This is a genomic window from Tessaracoccus sp. MC1627 (assembly GCF_014164725.1).
Lineage (GTDB): Bacteria > Actinomycetota > Actinomycetes > Propionibacteriales > Propionibacteriaceae > Arachnia.
Map to the genome: position 1 here is coordinate 984,994 of NZ_JACJGA010000001.1, position 19,482 is coordinate 1,004,475.

The window sequence follows — 19,482 nt, forward strand, 5'->3', positions numbered from 1 at the left end:
GGTCAGTGACGGTGGGAGCCGGAACGACATCCTGGTCAAGCCCCCTGAGGGGAAGGCTCGTGGGGAGGCGGGCGGGTGTCAAGGTGTCCTGGCGCAACCCAGGTGGGGTATGCGGCGGTCAGCGGGGAAGCGGGACACCGTTCGTTCCGTCGCCGCCCATATCTGCGTGAGGATCACTGCTTGGGGTGCCTCAGACGAGCGACTCTCACCTCCCGGATGAGCGGCGGTTCGCCGGTGGGATTGAGCAGACTCAAGGGCTGGTCGGCAGTGGTCAGAGTCACGGGGATGGCGCGCTCCCAAAAGTCGTCCCAGGAGTAGGTGTAGCGGCAGTGGGCGTGGCCTGCCAGATGCTCGCCCTCCCACACCTCGAGCCGCCGGTCCACCACCTGGGGGTTGTAGTCGTGGCGTCCCTGCAGCTCGGCGTTGGCGTAGGTGACCACCACGACGAACTCGCCGGCCGCCGCCAGGGCCCCGTCGCGGGGGAGGGTGGCGCCCCCGTGCCAGGGCACCCGGACCACATCGACGTCAGCGGTACGCGTCACCACCAGCGACCGCACCAGGGCGGTCCCGCCCGGGCAGCTCAGTTCGATCTCGTTGATGCCCTGGGCCAGGAACACCCGGGCGACGCCGGCTGCCGCTCCCGCCGCGACACCGACGCTTCCGGCGTCCTGGCCGTTGACCCGGAGCGAGACCCCACACCCGCCGTCGTCGACCATCCGCACCGCCAGATCGTGATAGCCAGACTTCCACGCCGACGCGTACACGTCGGCCCGCCCGGCCCCAGCCAGCCTGGCCCCGCCGGCGCCCCCCGTCGGCCACTCCAGCTGGGCGCCGTCGAACAGCCTGAACGTGCTTGCCGGGTAGGTGGCGGGATCGCCGTCGGTGGCATCCATGAGCACCAACCGGTCCAGCGTCACCTCGGCCCCTGGGAGCAGCGAGGCCACGTCGATGCTCGTCCGCAGCGACAACTCGCGCCGCCCCGCGCCCAGCCGCACCGTCGTCTCCGCGCTCCCGCGGTACTTCCCCCGCGACCGCTCGTTGAGCGCGAGGCTCGCCGGATACTCGACGAAGGCCGCGAACATGCCGTCGACGAACAGCGCGTGCCGCCCGGGCTCGCCTGCGGCGCTGCCGATCGCCTGGAAGCGATATGTCCCGTCGCGGGGCACCTCGACCGTCCACGCGGCCGACGAGGAGACCTCCCGGAACGACGACACGTCCGCGCCACCCGAGGCCAGGAACTGCCAGCCCTCCGCGGCCTTCGGATCGTACCGCGACACCTCGGCCGACGTGAGGATCGTGTCCTCCGCCTCCACCGTCGCGCACCACGGATCAGGGGCCGACGCCCCGGCCGCGGCGGGGGTGATGAGCGCCTGATAGGCGCAGTGCCGGTCGTACGGGGCGACGGTGAGGCTGAACCCACCGTCGGCCACGAGCACCCCGCGACCCGACGACACCAACCGCGGCGCCGCATGGAGACCGTCAACCCCCGTGAGCACCGCCTCCCGCACCTCGACGTCGACGCGGCCACCGAACAACGCCGGGTCCAGCCCGGAGACCTCCAGCAGCACCTTCCGGTCCGTCCCGCCGAACAGGACCGTGGCGCGCGCATTGGCCGCGTCGACGGCCGCGATCGCCTGCAGCGTGTCCGGCGCGTCCGGCTCCGGCGGCGTCACGGCAACCGTCGTCGAGCCCTCGAGGTCGCCGTACCACTTGAGCATCCACCAGCCCCCGTTGGCGCCGTGGGCGCGGGCGGTGTTGTCCGACAGGTTGCCCGCGTAGTTCCAGTAGGCCATCTGGGCGTCCACCTTGGTGTCCTCGAACATGGCGAGCCACTGGATCAGCTGGCCGGGGACGGCCATGTCGCGGAGCATGCCGTACTCGGTGATGTTGACGTCGATGGGCTCGATCCCGCGCTCGGCCTCCATCGCGCGGTACTCGCGCAGGTGGCCGCGGTAGGTGCCGAGGTTGTCGATGCCCAGCTCGTGCCAGATGAACACCTCCGGCAGGCAGCCGTGCACGACGGCGAAGTCCAGGAAGTCGGCGGTGCGCTCCGGCTGCCACTGCATGTCGCCCGGCCCGCCGATCCTCGGCTCGCCGAGGCCGTGACGCGCCCAGACCCCGCGGATGACGCCGACGACTGTCAGCCAGTCGGCGAGGAACTGCTCCCGATGCTCCGGCCACTCCGGGTACCAGTTGCCCCCGTCGGGCTCGTTGAAGGGGATCAGCACGTAGTCGCGGGGCCGGGCCGAGCGGGTGGCGACGGCCTCGGTGATCCGTTCCACCACCTCGAGGAATGCCCAGGCGCCGTCCGGGCCATCGCCGGGGCGCCGGCCGCCGTGGTAGGGCCAGTCCGGGTAGTGGTCCTGGATGTAGATGTACATGTCGCGGCCGTGCTTGGCGAAGAAGGCGCCCTCGACGGCGAGCGCGTCGCCGCTGGGGTGCTGCGTCCCGAACGGCGCCTTCTGGCTGGTGTTGGTGAGGTGGGCGCCGTTGAGCAGCGCGGCGGTGGGGACGCCGTCGTCGCCCAGCCCGTACAGGGTCCCGGAGGCCCCGCCGCGGAAGGAGCCCACGGGGGAGGCGCAATCCACGAGGAGTCGGTCAATGGTCACGGGCGGGCCTTCCGGGGCGGGGTGCGGCGGTGCTGGCGCGCAGGATGAGGTCTGGGGTGAGGGTGATCAGGGACTCTCCGACGGCGCGGTCGCGGAGGAGCTGCCAGCCGCGGCGGCCCAGCTCGGCGAAGTCCTGCGCGACGGTGGTGAGCGCCGGGTTCCACAGCTGCGCCAGGGGATGGTCGTCGAACCCCGCGACACTCACGTCCCGCGGAACCCTGACGCCCCGGTCCCGGAGGCCGGCGATCACGCCCATGGCCACCTCGTCGTTGCCGCAGAACACGGCCGTCACCTCGTCGCGCCCGGCGAGCGCTCGGCCGAGGGGGCGCGCCTCGGCGGGCTCCCAACCCGCCTCGATGATGGCGGGCACCGGCCGGCCTGCCGTGATCAGCGCCCGGCGCCAGCCCGCAGTCCGGCCGCCCTCGCCCCCAGGGGAAGGGACGCGCACGTGGTGCACCGTCGGATGTCCGAGGGAGAGGAGGTGGGAGGTCAGCGCGAACGCGCCGGCGTCCTCGTCGATCACGATCTGCGCCCTCCCGTCGAAACGACCCCCGGACAGGGCCACGGCTGGCACCCCTGAGGGCAGCCGGTTCAGGGCCGCCACGCCCGCGGGCTCGAACGCCAGCACGATCACCCCGGCCACGGGCTGGGACAGCGCCAGGCCGACGGCGGCGCCCAGCTCCGCCTCCCCGGCGCCGTCGAGCGCGGTGATGGTGACGAGGTGGCCGTCGGCCCGCGCCGCCTCCTCGATGCCGCGGAGGGTCTCGGCGTAGCCGTAGCGCGACGTGTTGCCCGCCAGTACCGCGACCACCCCGGGCGCCCGCCCACCCAGCGCCCGGGCGGCGGGATTGGGCGTGAAGTTCAGCTCCGCGACGGCGGCGGCGACGCGGGCGCGCTTGTCGTCGCTGATCCGCGCGGCGCCGGTGAGATACCGCGACACCGTCGGCACCGAGACCCCGGCCAGCGCGGCCACGTCCTTGATGGTCGCGGGCTGGGCCGTCGCCTCAGCCACGGCGGTCCGAGGGCGTGAGCCGGATCAGGCGGGCGCTGGTGGTCAGGGCGGTGTCGGCGTGGAGGGTCCCGGAGGTGGCGTCCCAGCTCAGGTCCCAGCCGTCCGCGGCTTGTGGAAACACGGTCGTGACGGTCACGGGGCGGCCCGTGAGGTGGGGGACCGGCAGCGCCACGCCGTCGGCCTCCTCCCGCTTCCACAGCGCGACGAGGGCGTCGTCTCCGGTGCGGAGTCCAACGGCGACCACCGGGTCCGTCCAGGCTGGCAGCCCGAGCGGCCAGAAGGGGAGCGCGTGCCGGAGCTCGGAGCGGAGAGCCTTGGCCACGTCCACCGCCTCCCGCACCAGCGCCAGCTCCGGACCCGACATGGTGTTGAGGTAGCCGGAGAGATAGATGCGGCCGACGAGCCCAGTGACCAGGCAGAACGCGATCTCCTCCGGGTCCATCCCGTGCTGCGGATAGGCCCAGCTGGCGGCCTGTTCGGGGAGCATCTGCATCGGCGCCGACGCCGCGATCGGCGGGTAGAGCCTGAAGTCCTGTTGGTCCGAGGTGGACTGGAGTTGAAGGCGGCTGAGCATGGCGAAGTCCGCCCGCATTCCTCCGGAGCCGCAGTTCTCCAGAATCAGCCCGGGGTGTCGGTCGAGGACGCCGTCGAGCCAGGCCAGCACGGCGCGCGAGTGCTCCAGCAGGCCGTGGCCGACGCTGTCGGAGGCGTGGTCCGTGCCCGCACCTGGGTTGATGTTGTAATCCAGCTTGAAGAAGCCCACGCCGAAGTCGCTCACCAGGCGGTCGACGACGCCGTCGAGGTGGGCGCGTGCCGCGGGGTGACGCAGGTCCAGGTGGTAGCGGTCCTGCTCGACGATCGGCTGGCCGTGCCGCTGCAGGAACGCCTCCGCGGGGAGTCGGTCCGCCATCGGGCTGCGCACGCCGATCACCTCGGGTTCGAGCCAGAGGCCGGGCGTCACGCCGTGGCCGCGGATCCGGCCGAGCACCTCGTCGAGCCCCCCTGGGAAGCGGGTGGTGGACGGCAGCCACTCGCCGACGCTGTCCCACCAGTGGCCGGAGTCGTCGTACCAGCCGGCGTCCACGCAGAACACCTCCGCGCCCACCTCCGCGGCGGCGTCGATGAGGGGGAGGAGCTTGTCGGTGGTGGGGTCGCCGCCCAGCGTATTCATGTAGTCGTTGAAGCACACCGGCATGAGCTCGTTGTCCGGGTGCGGCCGTCGTGCGGCTCGTCGGTAGCGGGTCATCGCGGCGGCGGCGTCGTCGAGGGTGGCGCCGAGTGCGACGGCGGCCTTGACGGTGGTGAAGGACTCGCCGGGGGCCAGGACGAGGGACCAGGCGTGGTCCAGCTCCGTCGGGCCCGACAGGGCCACGGAGAAGTCGTCGTGCTCCTCGCCCACCTCGATCCGCCACGGCCCGTTGTGTTCCACCTGCCACAGCCAGGCCGCGCCGTCGGAGTCCGAGGCCGCGCCGGCCACCGGGGCGTGCTCTCCGCTGGACCAGGTGCCGCGGGAGACGAGTGTCGCGGCGCCCCTCGGGCGGACGCCGGTGAGGTGGGCCGCGATGGCCGGGAACAGGTCCGGTCGGAAGGGGCGGGCGCTCCACCGCGACTCGGCCAGCCAGTCGCTGGCGGCGCTGTGGAACTCCCAGGAGCCCGCGTCGCGCACGCCCAGAGGCGCGGCCCAGGAGGAGACCGACCGCAGGCAGACCGGCGCCGCCCCGGTGGCCGTGACGGTGACCTCGGAGGAGAACGCGGCCACGCCGTCCGGGGAGGCCAGGAGCACGTCGGCCTGGATCCCGTCGCCGGAGAGGGTGAGGCGGAGACGGTGCCAGGCTCCGTCCGTGGTCGCCTCATGCGTGAGGTAGCGCAGCCGCTCGCCCAGGGCTGTCATGCCGACGCGGGTGCTGGCCAGCGCGTGCCCCGAGGTGGTGGTGAGGATCTGCACGAGCCCGACAGGTTCGGCGGAGGTGACCTCCACTCCGTCAGCCCCTGCCGAGGTCAGTGCCACCGGCCCTTCGGGCGCCGTGGTGAAGGTCAGCGCCAGCCCAGCGTGCCCCCAGGTCAGTTCGGTCACGGTCACTCCCTTGTCGCGCGGTCGCGGCCAGTCAACCACATCTCTGATAACGGTTTCAAGGACGGCCCGCCCGGAGTCCGCGCAGTGGCGGGCGCGGGGCTGGTATTTTGACCGGGTGAGCCCCGGGGGGAGCTCGCGGTCGGCGACCGAAGGAGAAACACCCGTGTCCACCACTGACAGCGACCTCGCGCCCGTCGCGGCCGTAGTCGTCCTCGCCGCAGGCGGCGGGACCCGCATGAAGTCCGCCAAGTCGAAGCTGCTCCATGAGGTGGGGGGCAAGCCGATGCTGAGCTTCGCCGTCTCCGCGGCCGCCGCGCTCAACCCGGCTCACCTCGTCGTGGTGGTGGGGCATCTGCGAGAACAGGTCTCTGACCACCTCGAGAAGCTCTCCGAGGCGGTCACCACGGCGGTCCAGGACGACCAGCTGGGCACCGGGCACGCCGTCGCCTGCGGGCTCGCGGGTCTCGGTGAGCTGGAGGGCGACGTGGTGGTCACCTACGCGGACGTGCCGATGCTGACGGGAGACACCCTCCGCCAGTTGGTGGCCGTGCACCGCGCCCATCACCATTCGGTCACGGTGCTGACCGCGCGCGTCGAGGACCCCACCGGCTACGGCCGCATCATCCGCGACGGGGACGCGGTGACCGGGATCGTTGAGCACAAGGACGCCACCGACGAGCAGCGCGCCATCGACGAGATCAACTCCGGCATCTATGTCTTCGACGCTGCCACGCTCCGCGAGGGCCTCGCCTCACTCACCACCGACAACGCCCAGGGCGAGCAGTACCTCACCGACGTGCTCACCTACGCCCACTCACGCTCGCAGCGCGTGGGCGCCCACCTCATCGATGACGTGTGGCAGACCGAGGGAGTCAACGACCGCGTCCAACTGGCCCGGATCAACCTCGAAATGAACCGCCGGATCCGCGACGCGTGGATGATGGCGGGGGTCACCATGGTTGACCCGTCCAGCACGTGGATCGACGTGGACGTGGACCTCGCCCGAGACGTCGTGCTCATGCCCGGCGTCATCCTCCAAGGGGCCACGACGGTGGGGGAGGGCGCCATCATCGGCCCGGACACCACACTCATGGACGTCGAGGTGGGCCCCGGCGCCGAGGTGATCCGCACGCACGGGTCCTTCGCCGTGATCGGCGAGAACGCCACCGTCGGCCCGTTCGCGTACCTGAGGCCCGGCACCGAACTGGGCAAGGGCGGCAAGATCGGCACCTTCGTCGAGACCAAGAACGCGGTGATCGGCGACGGCGCCAAGGTGCCGCACCTCACCTACGTCGGGGACGCGGTCATCGACGAGGGCGTCAACATCGGAGCCGGCACGATCTTCGCCAACTACGACGGCGTCTACAAGTCGACGACCCACGTCGGCAAGCGCGCCTTCGTCGGCTCCAACTCCGTGCTCGTCGCGCCCGTCGACATCGGGGCGGGTGCCCTGGTGGGCGCCGGCTCCACGATCACCGATGACGTGCCGGCCGGCAGCCTCGCGCTGGCGCGTGGCAGGCAGCGCAACATCGACGGCTGGACGGCCGATCGCCGCCCTGATTCGAAGGCGGCCGCCGCGGCGGCCGAGCACGACGGCAGCATCCACCCTGCTGTTCTGGAGTCCCGAGCGAAGAAGAAGGCCTGATCGACGTGTCGCAGATCGCCAAGAACAACAAGCACCTCATGCTCTTCAGCGGGCGGGCCTATCCCGAGCTGGCGCAGGAGGTGGCCACCCTCATGGACGAGCCGATCGTGCCCACGCGGGCGCTCACTTACGCCAACTCCGAGATCTACGTGCGCTTCGAGGAGTCCGTGCGGGGCTGCGACGCCTTCGTCATCCAGTCCCACACCGCGCCGGTCAACGAGTGGCTGATGGAGCAGCTCATCATGGTGGACGCGCTCAAGCGGGCCTCCGCCAAGCGGATCACGGTGGTGGCGCCCTTCTACCCGTACGCGCGCCAGGACAAGAAGCACCTCGGCCGCGAGCCCATCTCGGCGCGGCTCGTCGCGGACCTGTACAAGGCTGCAGGCGCCAACCGGATCATGTCCGTAGACCTCCACGCCGCCCAGATCCAGGGCTTCTTCGATGGCCCCGTCGACCACCTGTGGGGGCTGCCAGTGCTCTCGGACTACGTCAAGAAGAACTACGACGTGGGCAACATGTGCGTGGTCTCCCCCGACGCCGGCCGGGTGCGGCTGGCCGACATGTGGACCGACGTGCTCGGCACCCCGCTGGCCATCGTCCACAAGCGGCGTGACCACGACAAGGCCAACACCGTGGCCGTGCATGAGGTGGTGGGCGATGTCGAGGGCAAGGTGTGCCTGCTGGTCGACGACATGATCGACACGGCCGGCACCATCGCGCAGGCAGCCCAGGCCCTGCATGACCGGGGTGCGTCCAAGGTGATCACCGCCGCAACGCACGCCATTTTCTCCGGCCCCGCGGTCGAGCGGCTCAACGGCGCGAACGTCTCGGAGATCATCGTCACCAACACGCTGCCCATCCGCACGGAGCAGCCCATCAACAACCTCACGGTGCTGTCCATCGCTCCGTTGATCGCCAAGGCCATCAACGCGGTGTTCCTCGACGGCTCGGTCACCTCGCTCTTCGGGGGCGTCTCGTAGTTTCGTCCGCCGCGTCGCCGCGAGGGCGCCGTCAGGCCTTGGCCACCTGCTGTCGGTACGCCTCGGCCTCCCAGGTCTCGATGAAGCGGCGCTCCGCCTCGTTGAGGGCCCGCACGCGGCCCAGTGCGGTCGCGGCACGGCCCACGGTCAGGGCGTCGACATAGACCTGCAGCGCCGTGGTGGCGGACTTCTCGGAGTCGCCGACCGCGGCCACGCCGGCGCCGGGCACCACCACGATCACCGGGTCCACCCCGCGCGCCTCGCGGAACGCGGCCAGCGCGCCCGGCAGCTCGTCGGCAGTGGTCACCACGAGCGGAAACGAACCGGCGTAGACGATCTGGTCCGGGATCAGCGGGCCCTCGACGAGGAACCGCGCACCGGCCTCGGTGGCCGGGAAGCTGCGGGCGATGCCGCCCTCGTCGGTTGCCACAGCCACCGCGCCCAGGGCCGCGCGGAACGCCTCCGCGACGGCGCCCAGGTCCGCACCGGACGGAGTCGAGGGCTCGTCGGCGGACGCCGACGCCACCGCCTCCTCGATCCTGGCAAGGATCCGATAGCTCTCGGCACGCACGTCGTCCGGGTTGTCGCCGGCGACGATGAGGCCGTGGTTCATGAGGAACGTCGCCTTGGGCGCCGGCTGGCCGGTGCGTGAGGTGAAGTCCTCGCGCCGCGCCGCGATCTCGCGGGCAAGCGGAAGGCCGGGGTCCACGTAGGACACCCAGAGCACGTCGTTGCCGAACATCTCGGCAGTCAGGTGCTCGCCGTCGGCGTTGCAGGTGATGGCGTTGATCAGCAGCGGGTGCGTGTGGAACACGTAGGTGTCCGGGATAAGCGCGTGAAACAGGATCTCCACCGACGGACGGCGGGGGCCGTCGTCGCGGCGGGCGAGCCCGGCGATGTGGTTGACCGGGTCGCCAAGGCTCGGGTCGGGGTCCGGGGCGTCGAGGGAATTCAGCAGCACCTGCATGTCCAGCGGCACCAGGTCCTCGGCGGTGATCGAGGCCAGCGAGACGCCGCTCGGCTTGATCCACAGCACGCCGTCGGCCTTCGCCGACGAGTTGCCGCCGCCCGCGCGGGTGAATGCGGGATTCGCGCCGAACTCGTGGGACAGCGCGGTGATCTCGGCGAGCTCGAGCTCGGGGCGGGGAAGGTACTGGGTCACGGTGGTGGAAGCCATCACGGTCTTTCTGAGGTCTGAGAGGGAGCCGGAGAGGATGCCGACGGAGCGGGCCTGGATCAGGCAGTTGCCGAGTGCGGTGGCCTCGACGGGGCCGGCCGAGACGGGAAGGCCGGTGCGGTCGGCAGTGCGCTGCGCGAGCAGCCTGTTCTGGCTACCCCCGCCCACCACGACGACGCGGCGCGGGGAGCGGCCGGTGATCGCAGCGAGCTCGGAGATCACGCCGGCGTAGGCATCAGCCAGGGACTCGATGAGGGCGCGCGTGAACACAGCGGGGTCCTCGAGCCGCCCGTCGCCGCCGGCCAGCGCCTTGACCCTGCTCACCATGTCGCCAGGTGGGAGGAGGCTGGGGTGGGTGGCGTCGAAGTGCGGGGCGTCGGTGACGGCGCGGGCGGCCTCCACCAGGTCCGGGACCGCGTACTCGCGGCCGGACGCCGCCCAGGTGCGGACCGCCTCGGACAGGATCCACAGCCCCATCACGTTCTTGAGGTAGCGGACGGTGCCGTCCACGCCGCCCTCGTTGGTGAGGTTGGCCTGCCGCGACTCCTCGGTCAGGATCGGCGCGTCGAGCTCCATGCCGACGAGGGACCAGGTGCCCGACGAAATGAACACGTCGTCGGCCTCCAGCGGTGCGCCGACGACGGCGGAGGCAGTGTCGTGCGAGCCGACGGCCACCAGCGGCACGCCGGCGGCCGGACCCGTCGTGATCGGACCGACGACGGCGCCCGGCTCGACCACGTCGGCGAAGATCCGGCGGGGGAGGCCCAGGCGCTCGATCAGGTCCCAGTCCCACTGGCCGGTCAGGGGGTCGAGCAGGGCGGTGGTCGACGCGTTGGTGCGCTCCGCGACCGCCTTGCCGGTCAGCCAGTAGCCGAGCAGGTCGGGGAGGAGGAGGAACCGTGTGGCGCGGTCCAGCCGGCCGGCAGCCTCGTCGTCGGCCAACTGGTTGACCGTGTTGAACGGCACGTCCTGCAGGCCGACGCGGGAGTACAGCTCCTCCTCGCTGATCCGCTCGCGCACGAGGGCGCGGCCGCGCTCGGTGCGGGGGTCGCGGTAGTTGAAGGGGAGCTCGAGCAGTCCGTCATCGCCGATGAGCCCGTAGTCGACGGCCCAGCAGTCGATGCCGAGCGCGGCCACCCCGTCCGGGGCGGCCTCCATCGCGCGGCCGATGCCCGCCTGGATCTCGTCCAAAAGCGCCACCACGTCGAGCCGGAGCCCGTCGTCGGTCTGGCGGGCGGCGGTGGAGAAGCGGTGCACCTCGTTCAGCGAGACGCGACCCTCGGCGAACGTGGCCAGCACCACCCGGCCACTCGTCGCGCCGAGGTCCACCGCGATGACGGACTGCTTCGGCATCAGGCTCCCCAGCCCGCCTGAGCCCCGCCCACGCGCTCCTCAGCGATCTTGGCGAGGTAGCCCGAATCGGCGAACGCCTTCATGGGGTCGCCGGCCAGCCCCCGCGACTCGCGCCACTCGGCCAGCATGGGCCGCACGTCGGTGTAGAAGGCGTCCATCATGATGGCGTTGGCGCCGAGGACGTCGTTGGAGTCCTGGGCGTCCTGCAGGGCGTCGGCGTCGACGAGCAGCACGCGGGCCGTCATCTCCTGGACGTTGAGCACGGAGCGGATCTGGCCGGGGATCTTGTCCTCGACGTTGTGGCACTGGTCCAGCATGAACGCCACGCCGTTGGCCGGGTCGAGGCCGCCGCCGCGGCGCACCTCCCAGAGGATGCGGAACAGCTGGAACGGATCGGCCGCGCCCACCACGAGATCGTCGTCGGCGTAGAAGCGCGAGTTGAAGTCGAACGAGCCGAGCTTCCCGAGGCGCAGCAGCTGGGCGACGATGAACTCGATGTTGGTGCCAGGCGCGTGGTGGCCCGTGTCGAGGCAGACCAGCGCGCGGTCGCCGAGCGCGTTGACGTGCGCGTAGGAGGTGCCCCAGTCCGGCACGTCCATGTGGTAGAAGGCCGGCTCGAAGAACTTGTACTCCAGCACCAGGCGCTGCTCCGCGCCGAGCTGGCTGTAGATTTTGGCCAGGGAGTCTGCCAACCAGTCCTGACGACGGCGGATGTCGCCCTGGCCGGGGTAGTTGGAGCCGTCCGCGAGCCAGATCTTGAGGTCCTGCGAGCCGATCTCGGTCATGATGCCCAGGCACTCGAGGTGGTGGTCGATCGCCATCTGGCGGACCTTTGGGTCGTTGTGGGCGAGGCTGCCGAACTTGTAGGCCTCGTCCTGGAACGTGTTGGAGTTCACCGTGCCGAGCTCGACGCCCAGATCGGCGGCGTAGGTCTTGAGCGCGCTCCAGTCCTCGACCTTGTCCCAGGGGTAGTGCAGGGCGACCTTCGGCGACAGGCCGGTGTACAGGTTCACCTGGGCGGCGTCGGCCAGCTTCTCCTGGATGGTTCGGGGGGTGCCGGGGGTGCCGAACACGCGGAACCGGGTGCCCGAGTTGCCGTAGGCCCACGACGGGACCTCGATGACCTGGTCCTCGAGTTGCTTGCTGATGGTGCTGATCATGGTGGGCGCCTCCTCGCGCTTTAATCGTTTCAGGCGATTGATTGAAACGATACAACTCTGTGGGTGTGGGGTCAACGCCGGGGGTACTACGAGACGCTTGATGCCCGGGCTACCAGGGTGGGGGTGAAGGTGATCGTGCGGTGCTCGTGCGGGCGGCCGTGGTCCTGGTCCTCCAGCTCCTGCAGCAGGAGTTCTGCCGCGGAGGACCCGAGCTCGCGCCTCGGCTGCGCCACGGAGGACAGCGGCACGGCCGCGGCGGCGGCGAAGTCGATGTCGTCGTAGCCGACGATGGCCACGTCGTGCGGGACTCTGATCCTGGCCGCCACCAGGCCCTGCAGGAGCCCGATCGCGATCATGTCGTTGGCGCAGAAGATCCCCGTGGGGCGCTCCGTGGCCGACAGCAGCGCCAGCTGCTCCGCCGCCGCACGGCCCGACGCGAAGTCAAGAGCGTTGACGGAGATCGCGAGAATGCTGACGCCGGCCGCAGCCGCGGCCCACTCGGCACCCTCGCGTCGATCCCTGACCTGCGCCAGCGACGACGGGCCGCCGACGAAGGCGAGCGCCGTGTGCCCCTGGGCGATGAGATGCTCGGCCGCGATCCGCCCGCCCGCCACGTCGTCGACGCCGACGGTGCAGCCTGTCCCGCCGTGGGCCCGGTCCACCAGCACTGTGGGGATGCGCGCCTGGAGCAGGGCGTCGACCTCTGGTGGCGTGGCGCCGATCGGCCCGAGGATCACGCCCCGGACCCGCTGGTCCCGGAACGAGCGCAGCGCGGAGGCCTCCCGCTCAGGGCGGTTGTCCGAGTCACCGATGGTGGCCGCGTAGCCCGCCTCCTCCAGCCTGCCCTGGGCGCCGCGCAGGACGTCGGCGAAGAACGGGTTGGCCACGTCCATCACGGCCAGCCCGATTACTTTGCTCTTCCCGGCCCGCAGCGCCTGAGCCTGTTGATTGGGCGCCCAGCCAAGGTGGCGGATAGCCTCCTCCACGCGCTCACGGGTTGCCGGGAGTACCCGCTCGGGGTTGTTGATGACGTTGGACACGGTGCCGATGGACACGCGCGCCATCTCGGCCACGTCACGCATGCTGAGGCGCGGATGGTTCACCGGACTCCGTTCGGATTCGGGGGGCTGCGCATACTTTACGCGCCGACCCCCCTCGGGCCGCGGACGACGAGGGCGCCGCGACGACGACCCCGTCGCGATGGTCATCCCTTCACCGCTCCCGATGTCATCCCGGCCACGATCTGGCGCTGGAAGAAGATGTACATGATCAGCGGCGGGATGGTGATGAGCATGATGTTGGTGAACAGCAGGTTGTAGGACGTGTTGAACTGGCTCTGGAAGTTGAACAGCGTCAGCTGCACCGTGGCGTTCTGGTCCCCCGGGAGGAAGTAGAGCGGGTTCTGGAAGTCGTTGAACACGAACACCGACTGCACCACCACGACGGTGATGATGACGCCCCGGAGCAGCGGGAGGACCACCTGGAAGAACAGCCGCATCGGCCCGGCGCCGTCGACGATGGCCGCCTCGTCGATCTCCTTGGGGATCCCGGCGATGAACGCACGCATCATGAGGACGGTGAACGACAGGCCGAACGCCACCTCGATGAGGATCAGGCCGGGCAGCGTCTTGAAGATGCCGAGCGTCTGCATCACCCAGATGGTGGGCACGACGGCGGGCGGGATGATGAGGCCGGCGAGCACGAGACCGTTGATCCACGGGTTCAGCCAGCTCTTGCGACGCTGCAGCACGTAGGCGACCATCGCGCCGAAGATCACCATCAGCGTGACGCTGGCCACGGTGAGGATGGTGGAGTTGATGAACGCGATGATGAGCATGAAGTCCCGGGTCTGGATGACCGTGACGATGTTCTCCCACAGCACGATCTGCTCGGGCCAGGAGAACTGCAGAAGGTTGGCCTCCTTCTGCGGCTTCATGGCCGTGAGCAGGATGAAGGCGAAGGGGAGCAGGAAGATGACGCTGGTGAGCGCGATCCCGATGATCCCGATGATGTAGCCGATGGGCTTCATCCTGGTCACTGGGCCACCTCCTTTGAGTTGAGCCACCGCGAGAGCGGGTAGATGATCGCGGTCACGACGATGAAGAGGATGACGTTGCCCGCGGTGGAGAGGCCGTAGAAGCCCGCCTGGTACTGCTTGTAGATCACCGAGGCGATGACGTCCGAGGCAAAGCCGGGACCGCCCTGGGTGGTGGTCCAGATGAGGTCGAAGGAGCGCAGGCCGCCGATCAGCGACAGGATGATCACCGTCGAGGTGGCGGGGAACGAGAGCGGCAGCATGATGCTGCGGAAGATGTCCCACGCGCTGGCGCCGTCCACCTTGGCGGCTTCGTAGTACTCCTGGGGGATGGCCACCAGGCCGGCGATGTAGATCAGTGTGGCCAGGCCGATGCCCTTCCAGACGTCGATGGCGGCCACGGTGAGCAGCGCGATGTTGGGGTCGACGAGCCAACGGGGGCCCTCGATGCCGACCACGCCCAGGGCTGCGTTGACCACGCCCGACGTGGGGTTGAGCAGCACCTGGAACGTGAGGCCCACGCCGACGGCCGAGACCAGCACCGGGAAGAAGGTGACCGAGCGCAGGTAGCCGCGCGCCCAGATCTGCTGGACCAGGATGACGGCCAGCAGCATGCCCAGCACCACCTTGGCGCCCGAGGTGACGAACGCGTAGATGAGCGTATTGATCAGCGCGCCGACGAGGCCGGGCTCGCTGAAGAAGGTGACGAAGTTGTCGAAGCCGACGAACGTGGCCTTGAACAGCGTCCACCTGGTGAACGCGAAGTAGAAGGACAGGACGGTGGGGACGATGAAGAGGGCGATGAACACGATGCCGCCCGGTAGGAAGAACCACAGCGGGTAGCTCTTGTCGATGTGCACGGGGGAGATGCGAGGTTTGGCGGCCGACTGCGGCCCGGCAGCCGCGCGCGGTGGGGAGTGGATGGCGGACATGGAGGCTCCTGATGGCTGAAGGTCACGTCGTCGTGGGCGGCTGCGGTGCCGCTGGTTTCAGTGTCGCGGGGACAAGGGAGGAGGGTGGGGGAGGAGCGAACGACCCCCACCCTCCGCGGGTGTGTGCCGGCCCTCACGGGCCGGGGTGGATCACCAGCCCTCGAGGCCCAGCTGCTGGGCCTGCTTCTCGACGTCCTGGTCGTAGAGCTGGGCGCCGTCAGCGGCGGAGCGGATGCCGGAGCCGACCTCGACGGTGATCTTCTCGAGGTTCGGGCCCTTGACGGGGGACAGGAACTCAAGAGCCGGGCTGGCCATGCCGTTGTCGAAGTAGGTCTGGAGATCTCCCACTGCGGCCGGCAGGTCGGCGGGGAGTTCGCAGCCTTCGACCAGGTACGGGCCGGTGGGGGTCACCGCGGCGGTCTGCGCGTCGCAGGCCTCGGGGGTGGCCACCCAGTCCACGAACTTCTTGGCCGCCTCGAGCTGATCGCCCTCGGTGGTCTTCGGGATGTAGAGACCGGCCGGGGTCCAGGCGGTGAGGCCGTTCTTGGCCGCGTCGTCGCCCGGCTGGGCGAAGAAGCCGATGTTCTCAGCGGCGTCGTCCGACAGGCCGACGTAGGTGTTGATCACGAAGGAGAGCATCGGGTAGTGCGCGCCGGAGCCGGTCACCAGCTGGTTCAGCGCCTGATCCAGCTTCGCGGTGGCGAAGTCCTCGTTCACGTAGCCGGCCTCGTAGACCTCTTGGAGCCGCTGGAATCCCTTGAGCGCGGGCTCGTCGACGTACTTGGCCTGGTTGGCGGTGTACTGCTCGGCCCAATCGGGCTCAACCGCGGTCACGTTGTAGAAATCGGCCAGAATGAACAGCTGCGAGGTCCAGGTGTCGCCGTAGCTCTGGATGACGGGATCGATGCCGGCTGCCTTGATGGCCTCGTTGTTGGCCATGAACTCGTCCCAGGTGGTGGGGACCTCGAGGCCGAGGTCCGCGTAGACGGCCTTGTTGTAGAGGATGCCGCCGCCCATGGCCTGGCCGACGGGGACGCCGAACATGGCGTCGCCGCTGCTCACGGCGGTCTTGAAGGTGTCGTCGACACGCTCGGCAAGGGCCTCGCCGGAGAGGTCGACCAGCGTGGTGGTGGGGTCCAGTGCCTGGAGCAGTGATCCGGAGTTGTACCAGAACACGTCGCTCATCTCGTCGGTGGCGAGGCGGGTCTTGACGATGTTGTCACCGTCGGCGCCCTGCGGGCGGGACTCGACCTCGACGACCACCTCTGACTGCGCCGCGTTGAAGCCCTCGGCGATGGCGTTGGCAGTGTTGAGGGACGTCTCGGAGTTGTCGACGAGCAGGGTGATTTCGACGGCCTCAGCGGCAGGGGCGCCGCTCCCCGAGGGGGCTTCGCTTTCGGCGGAGCCGAGAGATCCGGGGCTGCAGGCGGCCAGTGCTGCGGCCGCGACGATCGCCATGCTGGCGATTCCGGTCTTCTTGAGATTCATGTAGTGCCCTCCGTTGGACTCAATCAGATGAAACGTTTCATCTGCATGTTGAAAGGTTAAAATGTCGGCCCTGGGCCTGTCAAGCGTTTGTAGGTCTCAGTTTGGTCACGGCCGACGCCGTGAGGCGTCGACCGTAGCCAACTGAGGTTTCGTCAGGTGAGGCTTTCGCGCACCACGGCCAGGATCTCGTCGCGGCCGCCGTCGCTGCCGCCGAGGGTGAAGGCGTCCACCAGGACCTCGACCGGGTCGTCGAGGTGGGCGGCCATCCTGTCGGCCACGGAGCCCTCGTCGGTGAAGTGCACCATGCCCCGCAGCGGCGCCGCGATGGTGCCCTCCACGAAGCGCTCCCAGCGGGCGGGATCGTCCATGAGGGCGCGCACGGTGGCGGGCGGGCCGTAGACCGGCTCGGGCAGCGTCACGCGCCACTCGTGCGTGCCGGAGGTCGCCACCCCGGTCAGGTCCGGGAGATCCACCTCGGCGGTCACGCCAGGGGGAATCGTGGCGGAGACCACCACGTCGTCGCCGTCGCGGCGCCACCCCACTGAGATCTCGCCGAACGGCGACAGGTGACGTGTGCTCGCGTGGGTCAGTCCACCGCCCGGTTTGGGCGCGATCCTGATCCGCCGGTATCCCGGCTCCAGGGGCGCGAGGCCTGCGACCGTGCGGTGCAGCCAGTCGGCCACCGCGCCGAGCGCGTAATGGTTGAAGGAGGTCATCTCGCCGGGGTTGATGGTGCCGTCGGGCAGCATCGAGTCCCAACGCTCCCAGATGGTGGTGGCGCCCATGGTCACCGGGTAGAGCCACGAGGGGCAGCCGGTCTGCAGCAGTAGCCGGTAGGCGGTCTCCACGTGGCCGTTGTCGGCCAGAGCGTCCGTGACCAGGGGGGTGCCGACGAAGCCCGTCGAGATCCGGAATCCTGAGATCCGCACCAGGTCGGCCAGTCGCGAGGCGGCAGCTTCGCGCTGCGCGTCGTTCTCCAGGAGGTCGAACACCAGCGCCATCGCGTACACGGTCTGCGCGTCGCTGAGGATCCGCCCGCCTGGGGTGACGAACTCGCGCCGGAAGCCGGCCAGGGCCCGGTCTGCCACGGAACGGGCGTAGGCCTCGATGTCGGCGTCGCCCACGATGGCCGCGGCTCGGGCCGTGAAGTCGGCGCTGCGGTAGACGTGCGCGGTGGCGACGACGTCCGGATCCGCCTTGGCGCGGGCAGGCTCCTCCGGCGGCGCCGTCGGGTCCAGCCAGTCGCCGAACTGGAAGCCCCCGGACCAGACGCCGTCCTCGCCGGCGGCGTTGTCCAGGAACTCCACCCAGCGGCGCATGCTCGGCAGCTGGCGGGCCAGGACGGCCTCGTCGCCGGTGCGCTCGTGCAGCACCGTCGGCACGATCGCCGCAGCGTCGCCCCACGCGGTGGCCACCATGGCGCCGAGGACGTTGGGCACCACGATGGGCACGCCGCCGTCGTCGAACTGGTCGGCCTCGAGGTCGCGCAGCCAGGAGCGCAGGAAGCCTGTGCTGTCGTAGAGGAACTCGGCGGTGGGCGTGAACACCTGAATGTCGCCGGTCCAACCGAGGCGCTCGTCGCGCTGCGGGCAGTCCGTGGGCACGTCGACGAAGTTGCCGCGCATGCCCCACGCCACGTTCTCGTGCAGCCGGTTGAGGAGCTCGTGGGAGGAGTCGAACCAGCCGGTGCGCTCCATGTCGCTGTGGATGACCACGGCCTCGGCGGAGACGATCTCGGCCTCCTCGACGCCGTCGACGCGGGCGTAGCGGAAGCCGTGGAACGTGAAGGTGGGCTCCAGCACCTCGTCGCCGGTGCCGGCGAGGTAGTAGGTGTCGGTGGCCTTGGCGGTGCGGAGAGGGCGGATGCCGAGCTCGTCGTGTTCGAGAACCTCGGCCTGCGTGACGGTCACCTCGCGGCCGGACTCCGCCCGGACGGTGAGGCGGACCCAGCCGACGACGTTCTGGCCGAAGTCGACGAGAAGGGCGCCGGACGGGGAGCGCCACGTCTTCTGGGCTGCCACCACCTCGGTGACGCGCACGGGCGGGCCGTCGGGGGCCACCAGCAGGCTGAGGTCGGCGTCGACGATCTCGACGGCGTCGTCGCCCTGGGGCTCGGTGATCCGCAGGTCGGTGGTGCAGCCGTCGTAGATGTCGTCGGCGAGGACGCGCCAGGTGTGCGCTCGCCAGGTGTCGTCGGTGCCGAGGATGTGGCGCGTGCCGTCGGCGGTGACCACCTCGAGCTGGGCCAGGAGGGCCAGGCGGTCGCCGTAGAGGGCCCGACGGTTGCCCCAGGTGAGCCGCCCGCGGAACCAGCCGTTGCCGAGGAGGGCGCTCACATCATTGGCGCCCTCCCGCAGCAGGCCGGTGACGTCGTGGGTCTGGTAGCGCAGACGGTGGCTGTAGGTGGTCCAGCCTGGCGCGAGGTACTCGTCGCCGACGCGCTCACCGTTGAGGCTCATCTCGTAGAGGCCGTGCGCCGTCACATGGAGGCGTGCGCTGACGATCTCGCTGGGGAGGTCCCACTCGGTGGTGAGCAGGGGTGCCGGGGTGAGGATGCCACCGAGGGTCGCGGGGGAGATGAACCGGGCCTGCCAGTCGGTGGTCTCGAGGAGCCCGGCCTCGACGGCCACCGGCTCGCTCCAGGCGGCCCACTCGCCGTCAGCGCCCTGTGCCCGCACGCGCACGACCACACGCTCGCGAGAGGTGAGCGGCGCCTGCGGCCAGGCGACGAACAGCTGCTCGGCGGACTCGGTCTCGTGAACCGTGGCGGCCCCGTCCCGCTCGATCTCGACGGCGTACCCGGCCTGCGCCCAGCCGTCGGGGGCGTCGGTGACCTGCCAGGAGAGGCGGGGGGAGGGATCGCCCAGGCCCAGGACAGTGGGGGAGACGGGGCGGTTCTCGACTCGGAGTCGTGTGGTGGTGGTCATCTGCTTCCTCGACGTTGAGACTGACGCTTCCTCGTGAAACGTTTCATCTTATGGTGGCCCGAGGGGAGGAGTTCGTCAAGCCCTGTTCTG

12 protein-coding genes are annotated in these 19,482 nt (G+C 70.2%); 2 read left to right on the forward strand and 10 right to left on the reverse strand.

Annotated elements, in window-relative coordinates:
• Nucleotides 1–173: 173 nt before the first annotated feature.
• Genes H5399_RS04495 through H5399_RS04505 form a run of 3 tightly spaced genes read right to left on the reverse strand, consistent with a single transcriptional unit; the run spans nt 174 to nt 5,695 of the window.
• Nucleotides 174–2,609, reverse strand: a complete 2,436-nt coding sequence (locus tag H5399_RS04495; RefSeq protein WP_182781786.1) for a hypothetical protein — start codon at nt 2,607–2,609, stop codon at nt 174–176.
• On the reverse strand, nt 2,599–3,621 hold the full coding sequence (locus H5399_RS04500; RefSeq protein WP_182781787.1) for a substrate-binding domain-containing protein: 1,023 nt from the start codon (nt 3,619–3,621) through the stop codon (nt 2,599–2,601). The genes H5399_RS04495 and H5399_RS04500 overlap by 11 nt, the downstream gene beginning before the upstream one ends.
• On the reverse strand, nt 3,614–5,695 hold the full coding sequence (locus tag H5399_RS04505; RefSeq protein WP_370585678.1) for a glycoside hydrolase family 36 protein: 2,082 nt from the start codon (nt 5,693–5,695) through the stop codon (nt 3,614–3,616). The genes H5399_RS04500 and H5399_RS04505 overlap by 8 nt, the downstream gene beginning before the upstream one ends.
• Before the next feature lie 163 nt (nt 5,696–5,858).
• On the opposite strand from H5399_RS04505, the gene glmU reads away from it, so the two are divergent.
• Both glmU and H5399_RS04515 read left to right on the forward strand, forming a co-directional pair.
• Nucleotides 5,859–7,340, forward strand: coding sequence for a bifunctional UDP-N-acetylglucosamine diphosphorylase/glucosamine-1-phosphate N-acetyltransferase GlmU (gene glmU, locus H5399_RS04510; RefSeq protein WP_182781789.1), 1,482 nt, complete (start codon nt 5,859–5,861; stop codon nt 7,338–7,340).
• Nucleotides 7,341–7,345: 5 nt separating this feature from the next.
• Nucleotides 7,346–8,320, forward strand: a complete 975-nt coding sequence (locus tag H5399_RS04515) for a ribose-phosphate diphosphokinase (RefSeq protein WP_182781790.1) — start codon at nt 7,346–7,348, stop codon at nt 8,318–8,320.
• 31 nt (nt 8,321–8,351) lie between these two features.
• Here the strand turns inward: H5399_RS04515 and H5399_RS04520 are convergent, their stop codons facing one another.
• The 7 genes from H5399_RS04520 to H5399_RS04550 all read right to left on the reverse strand — a co-directional run bounded on the left by H5399_RS04520 (nt 8,352) and on the right by H5399_RS04550 (nt 19,392).
• Nucleotides 8,352–10,850 carry an FGGY-family carbohydrate kinase gene (locus H5399_RS04520; protein WP_182781791.1) on the reverse strand — a complete coding sequence of 833 codons (2,499 nt, stop codon included), beginning with the start codon at nt 10,848–10,850 and terminating at the stop codon, nt 8,352–8,354.
• On the reverse strand, nt 10,850–12,010 hold the full coding sequence (rhaI, locus tag H5399_RS04525) for an L-rhamnose isomerase (RefSeq protein ID WP_182781792.1): 1,161 nt from the start codon (nt 12,008–12,010) through the stop codon (nt 10,850–10,852). Before rhaI ends, H5399_RS04520 begins: the two co-directional genes overlap by 1 nt.
• Nucleotides 12,011–12,096: 86 nt before the next feature.
• A complete protein-coding gene (locus tag H5399_RS04530; RefSeq protein WP_370585679.1) occupies nt 12,097–13,113 on the reverse strand; it encodes a LacI family DNA-binding transcriptional regulator in 1,017 nt (338 codons plus the stop codon).
• Between the two features lie 101 nt (nt 13,114–13,214).
• Nucleotides 13,215–14,039 carry a carbohydrate ABC transporter permease gene (locus tag H5399_RS04535; protein WP_182781937.1) on the reverse strand — a complete coding sequence of 275 codons (825 nt, stop codon included), beginning with the start codon at nt 14,037–14,039 and terminating at the stop codon, nt 13,215–13,217.
• A gap of 5 nt (nt 14,040–14,044) precedes the next feature.
• Nucleotides 14,045–14,977, reverse strand: a complete 933-nt coding sequence (locus tag H5399_RS04540; RefSeq protein ID WP_182781793.1) for a carbohydrate ABC transporter permease — start codon at nt 14,975–14,977, stop codon at nt 14,045–14,047.
• A 150-nt stretch (nt 14,978–15,127) separates the two neighbouring features.
• Complete coding sequence (locus H5399_RS04545) at nt 15,128–16,465, reverse strand: ABC transporter substrate-binding protein (RefSeq protein WP_182781794.1); 1,338 nt, start codon at nt 16,463–16,465, stop codon at nt 15,128–15,130.
• Between the two features lie 152 nt (nt 16,466–16,617).
• Nucleotides 16,618–19,392, reverse strand: coding sequence for a glycoside hydrolase family 78 protein (locus tag H5399_RS04550; protein WP_182781795.1), 2,775 nt, complete (start codon nt 19,390–19,392; stop codon nt 16,618–16,620).
• Nucleotides 19,393–19,482: the final 90 nt, after the last annotated feature.